Annotated in this window: 14 protein-coding genes; 5 read left to right on the top strand and 9 right to left on the bottom strand. The window is 65.3% G+C overall.

Features of this window, described 5'->3' with window-relative positions:
• The first annotated feature begins 120 nt into the window (after positions 1 to 120).
• Entirely contained in the window at positions 121 to 1,290 is a 1,170-nt protein-coding gene (locus GQO94_RS15705; protein ID WP_156842384.1) for a Yip1 family protein, read from the top strand.
• 177 nt (positions 1,291 to 1,467) lie between these two features.
• Here the strand turns inward: GQO94_RS15705 and GQO94_RS15700 are convergent, their stop codons facing one another.
• From GQO94_RS15700 to GQO94_RS15685, 4 genes are read right to left on the bottom strand one after another with little or no spacing between them, the layout of a single operon-like run.
• Entirely contained in the window at positions 1,468 to 1,947 is a 480-nt protein-coding gene (locus GQO94_RS15700) for a glutathione peroxidase (RefSeq protein WP_156842383.1), read from the bottom strand.
• Positions 1,948 to 2,002: 55 nt separating this feature from the next.
• Positions 2,003 to 2,275: a hypothetical protein gene (locus GQO94_RS15695; protein ID WP_156842382.1), complete on the bottom strand. Its 273-nt coding sequence runs from the start codon at positions 2,273 to 2,275 to the stop codon at positions 2,003 to 2,005.
• A gap of 58 nt (positions 2,276 to 2,333) precedes the next feature.
• Positions 2,334 to 3,008 (bottom strand): ABC transporter ATP-binding protein, encoded by a 675-nt coding sequence (locus tag GQO94_RS15690; RefSeq protein WP_156842381.1) that lies wholly within the window; start codon positions 3,006 to 3,008, stop codon positions 2,334 to 2,336.
• Positions 3,001 to 4,242, bottom strand: a complete 1,242-nt coding sequence (locus tag GQO94_RS15685; RefSeq protein WP_156842380.1) for a lipoprotein-releasing ABC transporter permease subunit — start codon at positions 4,240 to 4,242, stop codon at positions 3,001 to 3,003. Before GQO94_RS15685 ends, GQO94_RS15690 begins: the two co-directional genes overlap by 8 nt.
• A gap of 217 nt (positions 4,243 to 4,459) precedes the next feature.
• Between GQO94_RS15685 and purF the strand changes: the two genes are divergently transcribed.
• The 3 genes from purF to GQO94_RS15670 all read left to right on the top strand — a co-directional run bounded on the left by purF (position 4,460) and on the right by GQO94_RS15670 (position 7,082).
• Positions 4,460 to 5,929 (top strand): amidophosphoribosyltransferase, encoded by a 1,470-nt coding sequence (gene purF, locus GQO94_RS15680; protein ID WP_156842379.1) that lies wholly within the window; start codon positions 4,460 to 4,462, stop codon positions 5,927 to 5,929.
• A complete protein-coding gene (locus tag GQO94_RS15675; RefSeq protein ID WP_156842378.1) occupies positions 5,930 to 6,643 on the top strand; it encodes an SDR family NAD(P)-dependent oxidoreductase in 714 nt (237 codons plus the stop codon). It begins immediately after the preceding gene.
• 91 nt (positions 6,644 to 6,734) lie between these two features.
• Positions 6,735 to 7,082, top strand: coding sequence for a PilZ domain-containing protein (locus GQO94_RS15670; protein WP_156842377.1), 348 nt, complete (start codon positions 6,735 to 6,737; stop codon positions 7,080 to 7,082).
• A gap of 38 nt (positions 7,083 to 7,120) precedes the next feature.
• Here the strand turns inward: GQO94_RS15670 and GQO94_RS15665 are convergent, their stop codons facing one another.
• Together GQO94_RS15665 and GQO94_RS15660 are read right to left on the bottom strand one after the other, a co-directional pair.
• Positions 7,121 to 8,413 carry an SAM-dependent methyltransferase gene (locus tag GQO94_RS15665; RefSeq protein WP_156842376.1) on the bottom strand — a complete coding sequence of 431 codons (1,293 nt, stop codon included), beginning with the start codon at positions 8,411 to 8,413 and terminating at the stop codon, positions 7,121 to 7,123.
• A gap of 45 nt (positions 8,414 to 8,458) precedes the next feature.
• Positions 8,459 to 9,853: a cryptochrome/photolyase family protein gene (locus GQO94_RS15660; protein WP_156842375.1), complete on the bottom strand. Its 1,395-nt coding sequence runs from the start codon at positions 9,851 to 9,853 to the stop codon at positions 8,459 to 8,461.
• Between the two features lie 41 nt (positions 9,854 to 9,894).
• On the opposite strand from GQO94_RS15660, the gene GQO94_RS15655 reads away from it, so the two are divergent.
• On the top strand, positions 9,895 to 10,608 hold the full coding sequence (locus GQO94_RS15655; RefSeq protein ID WP_156842374.1) for a phosphatase PAP2 family protein: 714 nt from the start codon (positions 9,895 to 9,897) through the stop codon (positions 10,606 to 10,608).
• Here the strand turns inward: GQO94_RS15655 and GQO94_RS15650 are convergent.
• The 3 genes from GQO94_RS15650 to GQO94_RS15640 are packed head-to-tail and all read right to left on the bottom strand — an operon-like array spanning position 10,605 to position 14,599.
• The gene (locus tag GQO94_RS15650) at positions 10,605 to 11,576 is read right to left on the bottom strand and encodes a metal-dependent hydrolase (protein WP_156842373.1); all 972 of its coding nucleotides are present in this window, start codon (positions 11,574 to 11,576) and stop codon (positions 10,605 to 10,607) included. The two genes, GQO94_RS15655 and GQO94_RS15650, sit on opposite strands and share 4 nt — an antisense overlap.
• 19 nt (positions 11,577 to 11,595) lie before the next feature.
• Positions 11,596 to 12,651, bottom strand: a complete 1,056-nt coding sequence (locus GQO94_RS15645; RefSeq protein WP_156842372.1) for a 2-oxoacid:ferredoxin oxidoreductase subunit beta — start codon at positions 12,649 to 12,651, stop codon at positions 11,596 to 11,598.
• A gap of 1 nt (position 12,652) precedes the next feature.
• The gene (locus GQO94_RS15640; protein ID WP_156842371.1) at positions 12,653 to 14,599 is read right to left on the bottom strand and encodes a 2-oxoacid:acceptor oxidoreductase subunit alpha; all 1,947 of its coding nucleotides are present in this window, start codon (positions 14,597 to 14,599) and stop codon (positions 12,653 to 12,655) included.
• Positions 14,600 to 14,710 lie beyond the last annotated feature (111 nt).

Here is a 14,710-nt window from a genome sequence, read left to right as displayed (position 1 = left end):
CCGTGGCGGCCTTCCGATCAAGCGCAGCGGCCCCGCAAGTTGGGGACAGGGACTCGCCAAGCTTGCAACTTGCCAGAGAATTGGGTCTATCTTCGGCGGCAGGAGCTAGGAGGGTTGATCATGGAAAATCCAGCGACGAGCGGGCACAAGTCGCTCGTGGACAGAGCCAAGGCCATCATTCTGAAGCCTAAGGAGGAATGGCCGGTCATCGCCGCAGAGCCGATGAGCCAGGGCCATATCTTCAAGAGTTGGGTGCTGCCGCTCGCCGCGATCGGACCGGTCGCCAGCTTCATCGGCGGCCAGGTTTTCGGCTATGGCGGCTTCGGTTTCAGCTTCCGCCCCTCACTGATGAGCGCGATCACCAGCGCGGTGCTGAGCTACGTGCTGACAGTGATCGGCGTCTTCGTTCTGGCGCTGATCGCCGATTGGCTCGCGCCCAAGTTCGACGGGCAGAGCAATCGCCTGAACGCGCTCAAACTCGTTGCCTTCGGGGCGACGGCGAGCTTTCTGGCGGGCATTTTCAGTCTCGTCCCCGCGCTCGGCGTGTTCGGGCTGCTGGGGCTCTACAGCATCTACCTGTTCTACACCGGCGCGCCGCTGCTGATGAAAGTCCCCGAAGCCAAGGCTGGCGGTTACGTCGCGGTCACGATCATCTGCGCGATCGTGCTGTCGCTGATCATCGCGCCCATCGTCGGGCTGATCACGATGGCGAGCTTCGGCGGACCGGCGGCCATGATCTCGTCCAGCAGCGACGACGGCGAAGTCAGCGGGACCGTCGCGATTCCCGGCATGGGCTCGATCGACGTCGGCGAGGTCGAGAAGATGAGCCAGCGCATGGAAGACGCGGCCTCTGGCAAGCCCAAGCCGGTGGCGGTCGACAGCCTCAAGGGCCTGCTCCCCGCCAAACTCGGCGCCTACGAACGCACGGCCGTCGAAACGATGGGCGCTGGCTCGATGGGCACTTCGGTCGAAGGCACCTACACTGCCGAGGAACGCAGCTTCGATCTCAAGATCACCGACATGCACGGGATCGGCGCGCTCGCCGGGCTGGGCTCCGCGCTCGGTGTCGAGCAGTCGCGCGAGGATGCCGACGGCTACGAGCGGACCGGAACCGTCGACGGCGCCATGCAGACCGAGCAATGGAGCAACACGACTTCGCGCGGCAAGTTCGGCCGCATCGTCGCCGATCGATTTCTGGTCGAAGCGAATGGCTATGCGCAGAACATCGACGAGCTGAAAGCCGCCGTCGCTTCGGTCGACCCCGACGAACTCGAGGATCTGGTCAGCTAGAATCGCTTGCGCCTCCACCGAGCCATCAGCCCTGCCCCGTCATGCTGAACTCGTTTCAGCATCCATCTCTCGATCAGCAAGACTTGCCCGGGAGGCAGTATGGATGCTGAAACGAGTTCAGCATGACGAGGGTTAGAGGCGGCACAATGCCATGGCTCTCCAACTGCCAGCCAGACCCTACAGCAGCTTTTCGATGTCCTGTTCGAGCGAGGCCGGCTTGTCGGTCGGTGCATAGCGTCGCACGACCCGGCCTTCGCGATCGACGAGGAACTTGGTGAAGTTCCACTTGACCGCCTTGCTTCCCAGCAGCCCGGGGGCTTCGGACTTGAGCCAGCGATAGAGCGGATCGGCGCCCGCCCCGTTGACCTCGATCTTGGCCAGCAAGGGAAAGGTCACGCCGAAGTTCGCGTCGCAAAAGCTCGCGATCTCTTCGGCGGTCCCGGGCTCCTGATGCCCGAACTGGTTGCACGGAAATGCCAGGATCTCGAAGCCGCGATCCCGATACTTGCGCCACAGCGCCTCGAGCCCCTCGTACTGCGGCGTGAAGCCGCACTTGCTCGCGGTGTTGACGATCAGCAGAACCTTGCCCGCCTTTTCCGACAAGTCGAGCGGCGTCCCGTCCGGGCGCGCGACGGTGTAATCGCCGATCGTCGTCATAGTGACGCGCGAACGTGAGCGCGGGCGTGGGCGCGATGGATCTGCGCTGTCTCCCTCACCGACCCGGAAAGCCGGAGCGGCGCGCGAGGGCGCGGATCGCGCCGATCTCGAAGCGGGCATCACCGCTCTTCTGGATGGCGTAGTTCTGCTGCTCGTCCTCGGGCAGATCCATCACGAAGCGCACCAGCTCCGCAACGGTGCCTCGGCGGACGCTTTGAAAGCGCCGCAGCATGCCGCTGTCTTCGGCCTTTTGCAGGTCTGCAGCATCGTCCCAGTCGAACTCGATGTCGCCGGGCTCGCCCTGGTATGTGGTCGGGTTGCTGCTCATGATCCGGCTCCTTTAATGGTCACTTGTGCAAGGAACACGCGACCCCGGGTGCCGGTTCCTAGTCGAGTACGCCCTCATGCAGCCGCACCACCCGGTCCATCAAGCCACCCAGCCGTTCGTTGTGGGTGGCGACCAGCGCAGCGCTGCCCTCCCCGCGCACTAGTTCGAGGAATTGGGCAAAGACTTTGTTGGCGGTGGCTTCGTCGAGATTGCCGGTGGGCTCGTCCGCCAGCACCAGCCGCGGGCGATTGGCCAGCGCGCGGGCGACCGCGACGCGCTGCTGCTCGCCGCCCGAGAGTTGGCTGGGGCGATGGTCAAGCCGCTGCGCGAGGCCCAATGCGCTGAGCAGCTCGCGCGCGCGCTCGTCCGCTTCGCCGCGCGGCTTGCCCGTCACCAATTGCGGCAGAACGACGTTCTCGATCGCGTTGAAATCGGGCAGCAGGTGGTGGAACTGGTAGACGAAGCCGATGTGATCGCGCCGCATCGCCGCCCGCTGGTCCTTGCCCAGCTTCGAGGCATCGGTGCCCGCGATCTCGATCCTTCCGCCGAAACCGCCCTCGAGCAGTCCGAGCGCCTGCAGCATCGTCGACTTGCCCGAACCGGAGGGCCCGAGCAGCGCGACGATCTCGCCGGGCTCGATGACGAGATCGACACCGCGCAACACGTCGATGGTGACGCCGCCCTGCTCGAAACTGCGCGTGAGGCCGGCAATGCGGACGACGGGATTACTCATAGCGGAGAACCTGCACAGGATCGGTGCTCGCCGCCTTCATTGCGGGATAGAGCGTCGCAACGAAGCTGAAGACCAGTGCCATGACGCAGATCACCACGATCTCGACCGGGTCGGGGCGGCTGGGCAGTTCGGTGAGGAAACGGATCGAAGGGTCCCACAAGTTCTGCCCGGTGAGGATTTCCACCCCGTGCACGATCGGCTGGCGGAAATAGAGAAACACGAAGCCCAGCGCCACGCCCGCCACAGTGCCGAGTGCGCCGATCAGGAAGCCGGTCGTCACGAAGATCTTCAGCAGCGAGCGTCGCGTCGCGCCCATCGTGCGCAGGATTGCGATGTCCCGCGTTTTCGCACGCACCAGCATGATCAGCGAAGACAGGATATTGAACACCGCGACCAGGACGATGATCGAGAGCACCACGAACATCGCCACGCGCTCCACCGCGAGCGCCTCGAACAGCGAAGCGTTGATCTTCTTCCAGTCGCTCACCACCGCACGGCCAGCCAGCTTCTGTTCGAGCGGGGCGAGGATCGTGTCGACCCGATCGGGATCGTCGGTCGTCACTTCGATCATGCTGATGGTGTCGCCGGTCAGCAGCAAAGTCTGTGCGTCCTGCACCGGCATTATGACGTAGGCCTGATCGTAATCGTAGACGCCGATCTCGAAGATCGCCGAGATCGTATAGGCGATTTGTCGTGGCACGGTGCCGAACGGGGTGGCTCGACCCGCCGGGTTGATCACCGTGATCGTGTCGCCCACGCGCGCGCCGAGGTTTTGCGCCAGCTGCGAGCCGATCGCCACGTTGTCGCGTCCCGGACCGAGCGCGCCGATGTCGCCGGAAAGGACTTTGGGGCGCAGTTCGTCGATGTCTTGCCTGGTGTTGCCGCGGACCAGGATCGCCTCGACGCGGCCATTGAAGCTCGCCAGGAGCGGCTGCTCGATCAGCGGCGAGGCGTGCGTGACGCCGGGCGTCTCGCGCACGTCCTGCAGCACCGATTTCCAGTCGTCGAGCCGGCCACCATAGGCCTGGATGATGGCATGGCCGTTGAGCCCGGTGATCTTGTCGAACAGTTCGGCGCGGAACCCGTTCATCACGCTCATCACGATGACAAGCGCGGCAACGCCGAGCATCACCGCGAACAGGCTGATGCCCGCGACGAGCGCGATGAACGCCTCGCCCCTGCCGGGAAGCATGTAGCGCTTGGCGATGGTCCATTCGAAGGGAGAGAGAAGCAAGCGGGGGGCCCGTCGTTAATGCCGGTTCGGCGTCGTTGAGCCTCGCGATTAGGGCCCCGGCGCGAGGCTGGCAAGCGGTCGCACGCGGGCATCGCGTACCGCGCCGGGGCGTCTCGGGAATGCGACTGCCATCAATCCGTAACAACTGGCCCTTGCTTTCGCGGGTGCCAGGCGGCACATGCGCGTCGTGAGAAGCGCTCCCGGGCCGGACGAGTCTATGAATTTCACCAATCCTTTCTGTGACCTCGACGGCGACAAGCTGCGCGAGGAATGCGGCATTTTCGGCGTGATCGGCGCCGAACACGCCGTTGCGGTGACCGCGCTGGGGCTGCACGCCCTGCAACACCGGGGCCAGGAAGCCTGCGGGATCGTCACGTACGACGGCAAGGAATTCTATGCCCAGCGCGGCATCGGCCATGTCGCTTCGGTGTTCGAAGGCGGCGATCTCCACCATGTCCAGCCCGGTTCGATGGCGTCTGGCCACGTGCGCTATTCGACGACCGGCGGCGCGGGACTGCGCAACGTGCAGCCGCTATTCGCCGACCTCGCCTCGGGCGGGTTCTCGATCGCACACAACGGCAACATCTCGAACGCCGCCAGCCTCAAGCGCGAACTCGTGCAGCGCGGCGCGATCTTCCAGTCGACGTCCGACACCGAAGTCATCATCCACCTCGTCGCCACGAGCCGGTACCCGACCCTGCTCGACCGCTTCGTCGATGCCTTGCGGATGGTCGAGGGCGCCTATTCGCTGATTTGCATGACCCCGGACGGGATCATCGCCTGCCGCGATCCGCTGGGCATCCGCCCGCTGGTGATGGGCCGGCTGGGCGACGCCATCGTCTTTTCGAGCGAGAGCGTCGCGTTCGACGTGATCGGTGCCGAATTCATTCGCTCGATCGAGCCCGGCGAACTGGTCCAGGTCGACCAGCAAGGCACGATCTCGAGCCATCGCCCGTTCGGCAATCCCAAGCCGCGGCCGTGCATCTTCGAGCACGTCTACTTCAGCCGTCCCGATTCGGTGATGGACGGCCGCTCGGTCTACGCCGTGCGCAAGCAGATCGGGGTGGAGCTGGCCAAGGAATCGGTCGTCGCGGCCGATGCCGTGATCCCGGTTCCCGACAGCGGCATGCCCGCCGCGATCGGCTATGCCCAGCAATCGGGCATACCGTTCGAACTCGGCATCATCCGCTCGCACTATGTCGGGCGCACCTTCATCCAGCCGTCGGAAGGCGCGCGCCACGCCGACGTGAAGCGCAAGCACAATGCCAACCGGGCCATCGTCGAGGGAAAACGCATCGTCCTCATAGACGATTCGATCGTGCGCGGCACGACGTCGAAAAAGATCGTCGAGATGATGCGCGATGCCGGCGCCGCCGAAGTGCATTTCCGCGTCGCCAGCCCGCCGACCAGCAATTCCTGCTTCTATGGCGTCGACACGCCCGAACGCTCCAAGCTGCTCGCCGCGACGATGGACACGGCGGCCATGGCGGAGTTCATCAAGGCCGACAGTCTGGCCTTCGTCTCGATCGACGGTCTTTATCGGGCCGTCGGCGAGCAGAACCGCAACAACAAGAGCCCGCAATTCTGCGATGCCTGCTTCTCGGGTGAATACCCGACCAGCCTCACCGATCTTGCCGAGCGCGAGCGGCACGACCTGCTGACGCTGCCGATCAACAAGGTTGCCTGAATGACCGACCTTTCGGGACAGATCGCGCTGGTCACCGGCGCCAGCCGCGGCATCGGCGCCGCGACGGCGCGGGCGCTGGCCGGGGCCGGCGCGCATGTCGTGCTGACCGCGCGCGATACCGCATCGCTCGAGAAGGTCGAGGAGGCCATTTTCGAAGCGGGTGGATCGGCGACGATCGCTCCGGTAGATCTGACCGAGCCCGACGGCATCGCGCGGCTCGCCACCGCGGTCGGACAGCGCTGGGACAAGCTCGACATTCTCGTCATCAACGCTGCGTTCCTGCCCGAACTCACCTCGGTCGCGGATATCGACCAGGCATCGTTCAACAAGGCGCTGACCGTCAACGTGCTCGCGACGCAGGCGCTGATCGCCAATTTCGACCGGATGTTGCGGCAAAGCGCCGATGGCCGCGTGATCGGCGTGACCAGCAGCGTCGGCGCCAATCCGCGCGCCTTCTGGGGCGCCTATGGCTCGACCAAGGCCGCCTTCGACACGCTGCTGCAGTGCTACGCGCAGGAAACCGCCAAGCTCGCGAAGCTGCGAGTCGCGCTGGTCAATCCGGGTGCCACGCGCACCGCGATGCGGGCCCGCGCCTTTCCAGGAGAGGACGCCGCTTCGCTCAAGCCTCCCGAGGCCGTTGCGGAGCGCATTCTGGCATTGCTCGGCGAACCGTTCGAGACCGGGCATCGCGAGACGATTAACCAACCGACGTAAGCTCGCGTTAACTTTCGACTGACATCTTTCGGCAAGGCGCGCATTTTGAGGGCGGAGCGTGCCAGACGTTCGAACGATGAGCAGTGCGGTGATGACAGAAAACCAGAACAGCGACTCTTATTCCACGGCCGCCCAGGAAGACCGCAGCGCGCCGCGAACCCGCCTCTCGATCCCGGCGGGGCTCAGGCCTTCCGGCTCGAAGAGCTACCAGACGGTGGTGCGCGATCTTTCGCTGTCGGGCTTCTCGGCCACCGCGTTGAACAGGCTCAACAAGGGCACTCTCGTCTGGCTGACGCTGCCGGGCATGGAATCGCTGCAGGCCACGGTGGTCTGGTGGGACAACGGACTGGTCGGATGCGCCTTCGATCACTTGCTGAGCCCGATCATCCACGACAACCTGCTCTCGCGCTGGCGTGGCGACGGCACCTACCGCCGTTGAGGGGCCCCGCGCCGGCTTTGCCCGGCGCGACCGATCGGTCAGGCTTGCTTGACCAGCGTCACTTGCGCGACATCGATGCCGCCGCCCGCGAATCCGCCTTCGCAATACATCAGATAATAGCGCCATAGCTCGACGAAACGCCGGTCGAAGCCCGCGGGCAACCGGCCCTCTTCGACGGCGACATCGAAATTCGCGCGCCATTCCTTTAGCGTGCGGGCGTAGTCCTGACCGAAGCTGAGCTTGTCCTCCCAAGACAACCCCCGTTCGTGCGCCAGCGCCCGGAATTCCGGCTCGTTGAGCAGCATGCCGCCGGGGAAAACGTAGGACTGGATGAAATCCGGACTGCGCGCGTAGTTTTCGAACAGTTCGTCGCGAATGGCGATGTACTGCAACGCCGCGCGCCCGCCCGGCTTGAGGTTGCGCACCAGGCAGTCGAGAAACTCGCCCCAGTATTCGCGGCCGACCGCCTCGACCATTTCGACGCTGGCGATCGCGTCGTAGCGCCCTGCGACATCGCGATAGTCCTGGCGGCGAAAGTCGACGCTGCCCGAGGCCACCGACCAGCGCTTGCGGGCGTAAGCGAGCTGTTCGTCGGACAAGCTGATCGCATCGACATGCGCACCGTGCGCTTCGGCCATGAAAGCCGCGAGCGTGCCCCAGCCGCAGCCGATTTCCAGCGCCTTGTCGCCCGGCTGCAGATCGAGCCGCTTCAGGATCGCGCTGACCTTGGCCGACTGGGCAAGATCGAGCGTCTCGAAAAACTGCGAGGCGGCACTGGGACCGGGCGCGACGGGCGCATAGATTGCGCTCGAATAGATCATCGTCTCGCCCAGCCACTGCTGGTAGAAATCGTTGCCGAGATCGTAGTGCGCATGGATGTTGCGCTGCGAGCCCTCGCGGGTGTTGCGATTCAAGCGGTGGGCGAGCTTCGCCAGCCAACGCCACGGTCCGGTCGCGCGCGCCGCGTTACCGAGCGGTTCCGCGCAATCCATGAACAGCGCGAACAGCGGCACCGGATCGGGGCTCGACCACTCGCCCGCTTCCCAGGCCTGATACCAGCCGACCGAACCGCCGGTGGCGAGCCGCACCAGCGCCCGGTAACTCTTGAGATGGACGACGGCGTCGAAGCCCGGCGCGCGCCCGCCGAGCAACCGCGTCGTGCCATCCGGCAAAGTCGCCTCGATCGATCCACGATCGAGGCCGCTATCGATGCGGTCGATCAGACGGTTGGCTCCGCCGGCCCAGAGCCGTCCGACCCACGAGGAGCCGAATCCAAGGCCACGACCGCCAGCAACCAGCTTGTCCCCACGTCCCGGAAGCTGCGCATTCATGATGTTACGTATGCGCGATTAACGAAGCTGTGGCAATCGGCCTGCCTAGTCCTTTGATGCGTGATACGCCTCCAGAGCGCGCTCGCGGGCCTCTTTATGCCCGATCCTTTTCGCCGGATAATCGCCGCGCTTGGCATCGTCCGGATCATGAATCTCGTCGTCGGGCAATTGCTTCAATTCGGGCACCCATTCGCGGATGTAATCGGCGGCATCGAATTTGTCCGACTGAGTCAGCGGCGCCATGATTCGCGGAAACATGTTGGAATCGACGCCGCTGCCCGAGACCCATTGCCAGTTCACCCCGTTGTTGGCGTAATCGGCATCGACCAGCGTATCCCAGAACCAGCGTTCGCCATATCGCCAGTCGATCAGCAAGTGCTTGATCAGAAAGCTCGCGGCGATCATCCGCACGCGGTTGTGCATCCAGCCCAGTGCCCAGAGCTGGCGCATGCCGGCATCGACGATCGGATAGCCGGTCATGCCCTTCTGCCAGGCCTCGAGGTCTTCGGCGGCGCCCTTGGTCTGCTTGGGATCGCGCCAGCGAAAGCCCGAGCCGAAGGTGTCGCGGTAACTGCTCTCGGGGTATTTCGGGAACTGGTAGATCACGTTCTGCGTGTAATCGCGCCACATCACTTCGCCGCGGAAGGTATCCGCGCCCTTGCCGCTGTGCCGCGAAAGCGCGTCCCACACCTGCGCCGGCGAAATCTCGCCTAAATGCAGATGGGGTGAGAGCCGCGAGGAGCCGTCGATCGACGGAAGATTGCGATCGTCCTCATAGTCGGACACCCGGTCCTTGAACCCCGCGAGCGTCTCGTGCGCCGCCGCTTCGCCGGGTGCCCAGAACCCGCGCATGCCGCCCGCCCAGTCCGGCTTGGTCGGCAGCAGGTCCCAGTCGTCCAGAGCGTCGCTATCGGGCCAGCTGTCGGGCAAGGACAGCGAAGGCTCTTCGAGCACGTCGCGTGCGGGCAATTCCTGCGCCAGAGCTTTCGCGAACGGCGTATAGATCTTGTAGGGATCGCCCGATCCGGTGGTGACGCTTCCGGGCGGCATCAGGTAATTGCCATCGTAGAGGCACAGCTCGATTTCGCTGCCGAGTTCGGACTCGGCCTCGCGCCACCAGGGTTCGTAGTGCCGGATCGCGTGAATGCGCGTCGCCCCCGTCGCCCGCGCGATCGCCATCAGTTCCTGGACCACATCGCCTTTGCGCAAAATCAGCCGCGAGCGGTGCCGGGCGAGGCTCGATCCCAGCGATTCGAGGCTGCCGTGCAAATACCAGCGAGAGGCACCGCCCAGCTTGCGATCCCCCGCGCGCTCGTCATCGAGCACGAACACCGGAACGACGGGTCCCGCGGCAGCGGCGGCATGCAGGGCGGGCTGGTCGGCGAGGCGCAGATCCCGGCGGAACCAGACGATCTGGACGTTTTCGGACGTATCGGACATCCATCGGGAACGCTGTCCCCCCTGCCCTGTTCCTTTCCCTTATGACCGTACCCGCCGAACAGGTAACGCTGCCCGAACGCGGCTATCGCATCGATCCGCGCCGCGCGCTGGTGGTGGCCTGCCTGTGCTGGGCCGGGTTCGCGGCGATGGTCTGGGCCGTCTCGACGGGCCACACCGACACTATCGACAAAGCGGGCCTGCTGTTCTGGCGCAATGCCGACCTCAAGCCGCTCGGCCCGAAATGGGTGCTCGAGGCAGTGCGCGACACGACCGCGCTCGGCGGCGTACTGCTGCGCAACCTGTTCGCGATCATGGCGGTGGTCGCGCTCTTGTTCATGAAGCTGCGCCGCGAGGCGACCTTGCTTGCGCTCACCGTGGCGGGGGGCTGGCTGGTCAATAGCGGCGCAAAGCTGCTGGTCGGTCGCCCGCGCCCCGAGATCGTGCCGCATCTGATGGACGCGGGCGGCAACAGCTTCCCGAGCGGACACAGCTTCAACGCGGCGGTGGTCTACATCGCGATCGCACTGGCCTTCGCCGCGATCAGCCCGCGCCAGTCGGTCCGGATCACGGTGGTCGCCACCGCGCTCGTGATCAGCGCGCTGATCGCCTGGAGCCGCGTGTGGCTGGGCGTCCACTGGCCGAGCGACGTTATCGCTGGTTGGCTCGGCGGGGCCGGCTGGGCGTTTCTCGCGAGCGCCCTGCTCTACAGCCCGGCGCGCGCCACCGTCGATGTCGCCGAAGCGCGCGCCGGCTAGGGGCAGCCGGGTCGCCGGAGCGGCACGCGCGTGCTTTCCGTAAAGTTGCCGCGCGTTGGGAGGACCGAGAAGCGCGCATCGCCGAAGGTGACGATCGCACTGCAAGCCTCCGGCTCGACGTTCGCGGTGGTCATCACCGACCAGCGCAGAAACTTCTCGACCTCCGGATCGCCGTGCATCGCTTGGCGCACGATCGGGTCCGCAAGATTGTTGGGCATGAGCGAGGCCTGACGCGCCAATTCGGAATGATCGGCGAAGACGTTGTACTGAGCGCGCCCGACCCGGCCTTTCTCCAGCCAGACCACATCGCGCTTCCAGAAAGCCAGCGGCGGCGGAGACGCGAAGGCCCGTTCGGGATTTGCGAATGGCGGCCCCGCCGCGGGCGCTTGGCGGGCCCATTGCGAGATCACGCCGTTGCCAGCGATGTAGATCACGACCACCAGGGCTGCCAGGATCGCGGGCCTTCCGTCATGCGGCCCGCTCCGCTTCGCCCGCCTTCGCGACAGCCAGATGCCGAGGCCCAGCGTCAGCCAGATCCACGGATCGATGATGAACAGCGCGTCGTTGTGATACCAACGCGCGTTCCACGGCGACATCAGCTGCACCGCGTAAGTGTTCTGCCAGTCGAGCAGCGGATGGGTGATCGCGCCGAGATAGCACAGCGCCAGCAGCCAGCCGAAATGCATGGACAAGCCACTGCGAAAACTGGTGCCGCGCGAGAGCTGCCAGCGATCGAGCAGCCACAACAGCCCGGCCAGGATCGGCGGCATCACCACGACTCCGCCCAGCAGGCCATGCGTGAAGCCGCGATGCGTGGCGAGCGGCAGCCACGGCACCCAACCGAGGAACACGTCGATGTCCGGCATGTTCGCGGCGAGCACCAGCGCGGCGAGGCCCTTCCTCGTCCGGCGCTTGAGCCCGGTTTCGGCCAGAACCCAGCCGGCGAGGCTGTGAGTCAGATTGTCCAAGTTCGGGTCGCCCCGGCCATTACTCCATCAGGCCGTGCGACGCGTCCTTTTCCTCGACGGTCCAGGTCTGGCCCTTGGCGAGCAGCTTGCCGAGATCGGCGACTTTGCCTTGGCTGGCCCTGGCCTTCTCCTCGGCGATGGCGCCTTCGAAAGTCGGGCGCGGATCGTCGTAAAGCACGCCGAGCGCCATGGGGAAGTCGGCAAAGGCGGGCGAGACGCGCAAGTCGACCAGCATATGCGCGAGGCCGCGGTTCTTGACGTTGTGCACGACCACGCCCGCTGCCTTCCAGTCGCCGTCGATTACGTCGACGATCTTGAGCGTCAGCGTCTCGACGCACAGCGCCAGACCCTTGGTGCCGCCGTCGAACAGCAGCGGCTCTCCGTCCTCGCACCACAGCTGTTCGGAATCGACGCCTTTGGCCTTGGCGAAGTCGTCGAAGCGGTCCTTGTTGTAGACGATGCAGTTCTGGAAAATCTCGATGAACGCCGCGCCCTTGTGCTTGTGCGCCGCGACGAGCACGTCGGGCAGCTTCTTCGAAACGTCGAAGCCCCGCGCCACGAACCGCGCGCCCGATCCCAGCGCGAAAGCGCAGGGGCTCGCGGGCCGGTCGACCGAACCGAGCGGGCTCGACGGGCTCGGCGTGCCGAGGCGGCTGGTCGGCGAGAACTGACCCTTGGTGAGGCCGTAGATCTCGTTGTTGAACAGCAGGATCTGACAATCGAGATTGCGGCGCAACACGTGCATCGTGTGATTGCCGCCGATCGACATGCCGTCGCCGTCGCCCGTCACCAGCCACACGTCGAGGTCCGGGTTGGCGAGCTTGATGCCCGTCGCGAACGCCGGCGCGCGGCCGTGAATGGTGTGGAAGCCGTAGCTTTCGACATAGTACGGAAAGCGGCTGGAACAGCCGATGCCCGAGACGAACACGGTGTTCTTGGGATCCGCGCCGATCTGCGGCAGCGTGCGCTGCACCGCCTTCAGGATCGCGTAGTCACCGCAGCCGGGGCACCAGCGGACCTCCTGGTCGGTTTCCCAGTCCTTGAGCGTCGTGGTGATGGGGGTCATGTCGTTCATGTCAGGCCTCGGGGCTCGGAAGCTGGGTGTCGTTGACGGGGACTTCGCCTTCGTCGTGGCCGGGAATGCCGTCGAAGAACGTGCCGATGGCATGTTCGAGTTCGGCAATGGCAAAAGGCTGGCCGCTGGTCTTGTTGAGCGGCACTGCGTCGACGAGGAACTGGTCGCGCAGCACCGTCTTGAATTGGCCGGTGTTCATCTCCGGCACGAGCACCTTGTCGAACCCGGTGAGCAGCTCGCCGAGGTTGGCGGGCAGCGGCCAGACGTGGCGGACGTGGATATGGCTGACGGCCATCCCCTTGCGCCGGGCGCGACGCACGGCCTGGTTGATCGGGCCGTACGTCGAGCCCCAGCCGACCACGGCCAGCTTGCCGGTCTCGTCGCCCAGCGAAACCTCCTGCGCAGGAACAGCCTTCGCCACGCGATCGACCTTGTCCTTGCGGGCATCGGTCTGCGTCTGGTGGACGTCGGGCGCATAGTCGATGTTGCCGGTGTCGATGCCCTTCTCGATGCCGCCGATCCGGTGCATCAGGCCCGCGGTGCCGGGCTTGATCCACGGGCGCACGCCGTTCTCGTCGCGCTTGTACGGCAGCGGCTTGCCGTCGGGACCGTTGGCTTCCTCGAGGAACTCGACCGGGAACGGCGCGTAGTTGGCGGGATCCGGGACTTTCCAGGGCTCGGCCGCATTGGCGATGTAGCCGTCGGTCAGCAGCATCACTGGCGTCATGAACTGAGTGGCGATCCGGCAGGCCTCGATCGCGCATTCGAAGGCATCGGACGGCGAGCGCGCCGCGACCACCGGCAGCGAAGCGTCGCCATTGCGGCCGTAGACCGCCTGATAGAGATCGGATTGCTCGGTCTTGGTGGGCAGACCCGTCGATGGCCCGCCGCGCTGCGAATTGACGATCACCAGCGGCAGCTCGGTCATCACCGCGAGACCCATCGCCTCACCCTTGAGCGCGATGCCTGGGCCGGAGGACGAAGTCACGCCCAGGCTTCCCGCATAGGACGCGCCGATCGCGGCACAGATCGCGGCGATCTCGTCCTCGGCCTGGAAGGTGGTGACACCGAATTCCTTCATCTTCACCAAGTGGTGCAGGATCGCCGAAGCGGGCGTGATCGGATAGCCGCCGAAGAACATCGGCAGGCCCGCCAGCTGCGCGCCGGCCACCAGCCCGAGCGACACCGCCTCGGCGCCGGTAATCGTGCGGTAGACCCCGGCTTCGGCAGCGACCGGATCGACGTGCAGCTTGCGCAGCGGCCCGGAAATCTCGGCGGTCTCGCCATAAGCATGGCCCGCGTTCAGCGCGGCGATGTTGGCGTCGGCGAGCACGGGGTTCTTGGCGAATTTGGTGCGCAGCCAATCGATCAGCGGGGCGCGATCACGATCGAACATCCAGAGCGCCAGACCCAGCGTCCACATGTTCTTGCAGCGCAGCGCCTCCTTGTTGCCGAGGCCGAACTCCTTCACCGATTCGAGCGTCAGCGCGCTGATGTCGAACGCCAGCACGTCCCACTTGGCGAGGCTGCCATCGTCGATCGGGCTGGTTTCGTACTTGGCCTTGTCGAGGTTGCGCTTGGTGAATTCGCCGGTGTCGGCGATGACCAGACCGCCGGGCTTGAGCGCCTGCACATTGGTTTTCAGCGCCGCCGGGTTCATCGCCACCAGAACGTCGGGTGCGTCGCCCGCGGTCGTGATCTCGCTCGAACCGAAATTGATCTGGAACGCCGAGACGCCGAACAGCGTGCCTTGCGGAGCGCGGATCTCGGCAGGAAAGTCCGGGAAGGTGGCAAGATCGTTGCCGGCAAGCGCGGTCGAAAGCGTGAACTGCCCGCCCGTGAGCTGCATCCCGTCACCCGAATCGCCCGCGAAGCGGACGACAACCGCCTCGGGCGAATCCGTGCCGTCGGTCTTTGCGGTATCTCTTTCGGCGATAATCGTAGCCATTGTCTTCCTTACCTTGCCCGGGGCGGTGCCCGCGAAGCGCATTCTGCTCCGAATACAAGCTATGTCGGCTTCCCCGATATTGGGTTCAACCCTTCGCGCAACCTAGAAAAA

This window comes from Novosphingobium aquimarinum (assembly GCF_009746585.1).
GTDB classification, from domain to species: Bacteria; Pseudomonadota; Alphaproteobacteria; order Sphingomonadales; family Sphingomonadaceae; genus Novosphingobium; species Novosphingobium aquimarinum.
This window is presented reverse-complemented; position numbering and strand designations above follow the sequence as displayed.

Excerpts from the sequence above, each read along its gene's own strand:
- GQO94_RS15695 (WP_156842382.1), bottom strand. The coding sequence starts at position 2,275 with ATGAGCAGCAACCCGACCACATACCAGGGCGAGCCCGGCGACATCGAG.
- GQO94_RS15700 (WP_156842383.1), bottom strand. The coding sequence starts at position 1,947 with ATGACGACGATCGGCGATTACACCGTCGCGCGCCCGGACGGGACGCCG.
- GQO94_RS15660 (WP_156842375.1), bottom strand. The coding sequence starts at position 9,853 with ATGTCCGATACGTCCGAAAACGTCCAGATCGTCTGGTTCCGCCGGGAT.
- GQO94_RS15655 (WP_156842374.1), top strand. The coding sequence starts at position 9,895 with ATGACCGTACCCGCCGAACAGGTAACGCTGCCCGAACGCGGCTATCGC.
- GQO94_RS15690 (WP_156842381.1), bottom strand. The coding sequence starts at position 3,008 with ATGAGTAATCCCGTCGTCCGCATTGCCGGCCTCACGCGCAGTTTCGAG.
- GQO94_RS15675 (WP_156842378.1), top strand. The coding sequence starts at position 5,930 with ATGACCGACCTTTCGGGACAGATCGCGCTGGTCACCGGCGCCAGCCGC.
- GQO94_RS15670 (WP_156842377.1), top strand. The coding sequence starts at position 6,735 with ATGACAGAAAACCAGAACAGCGACTCTTATTCCACGGCCGCCCAGGAA.
- GQO94_RS15705 (WP_156842384.1), top strand. The coding sequence starts at position 121 with ATGGAAAATCCAGCGACGAGCGGGCACAAGTCGCTCGTGGACAGAGCC.
- purF (WP_156842379.1), top strand. The coding sequence starts at position 4,460 with ATGAATTTCACCAATCCTTTCTGTGACCTCGACGGCGACAAGCTGCGC.
- GQO94_RS15665 (WP_156842376.1), bottom strand. The coding sequence starts at position 8,413 with ATGAATGCGCAGCTTCCGGGACGTGGGGACAAGCTGGTTGCTGGCGGT.
- GQO94_RS15645 (WP_156842372.1), bottom strand. The coding sequence starts at position 12,651 with ATGAACGACATGACCCCCATCACCACGACGCTCAAGGACTGGGAAACC.
- GQO94_RS15640 (WP_156842371.1), bottom strand. The coding sequence starts at position 14,599 with ATGGCTACGATTATCGCCGAAAGAGATACCGCAAAGACCGACGGCACG.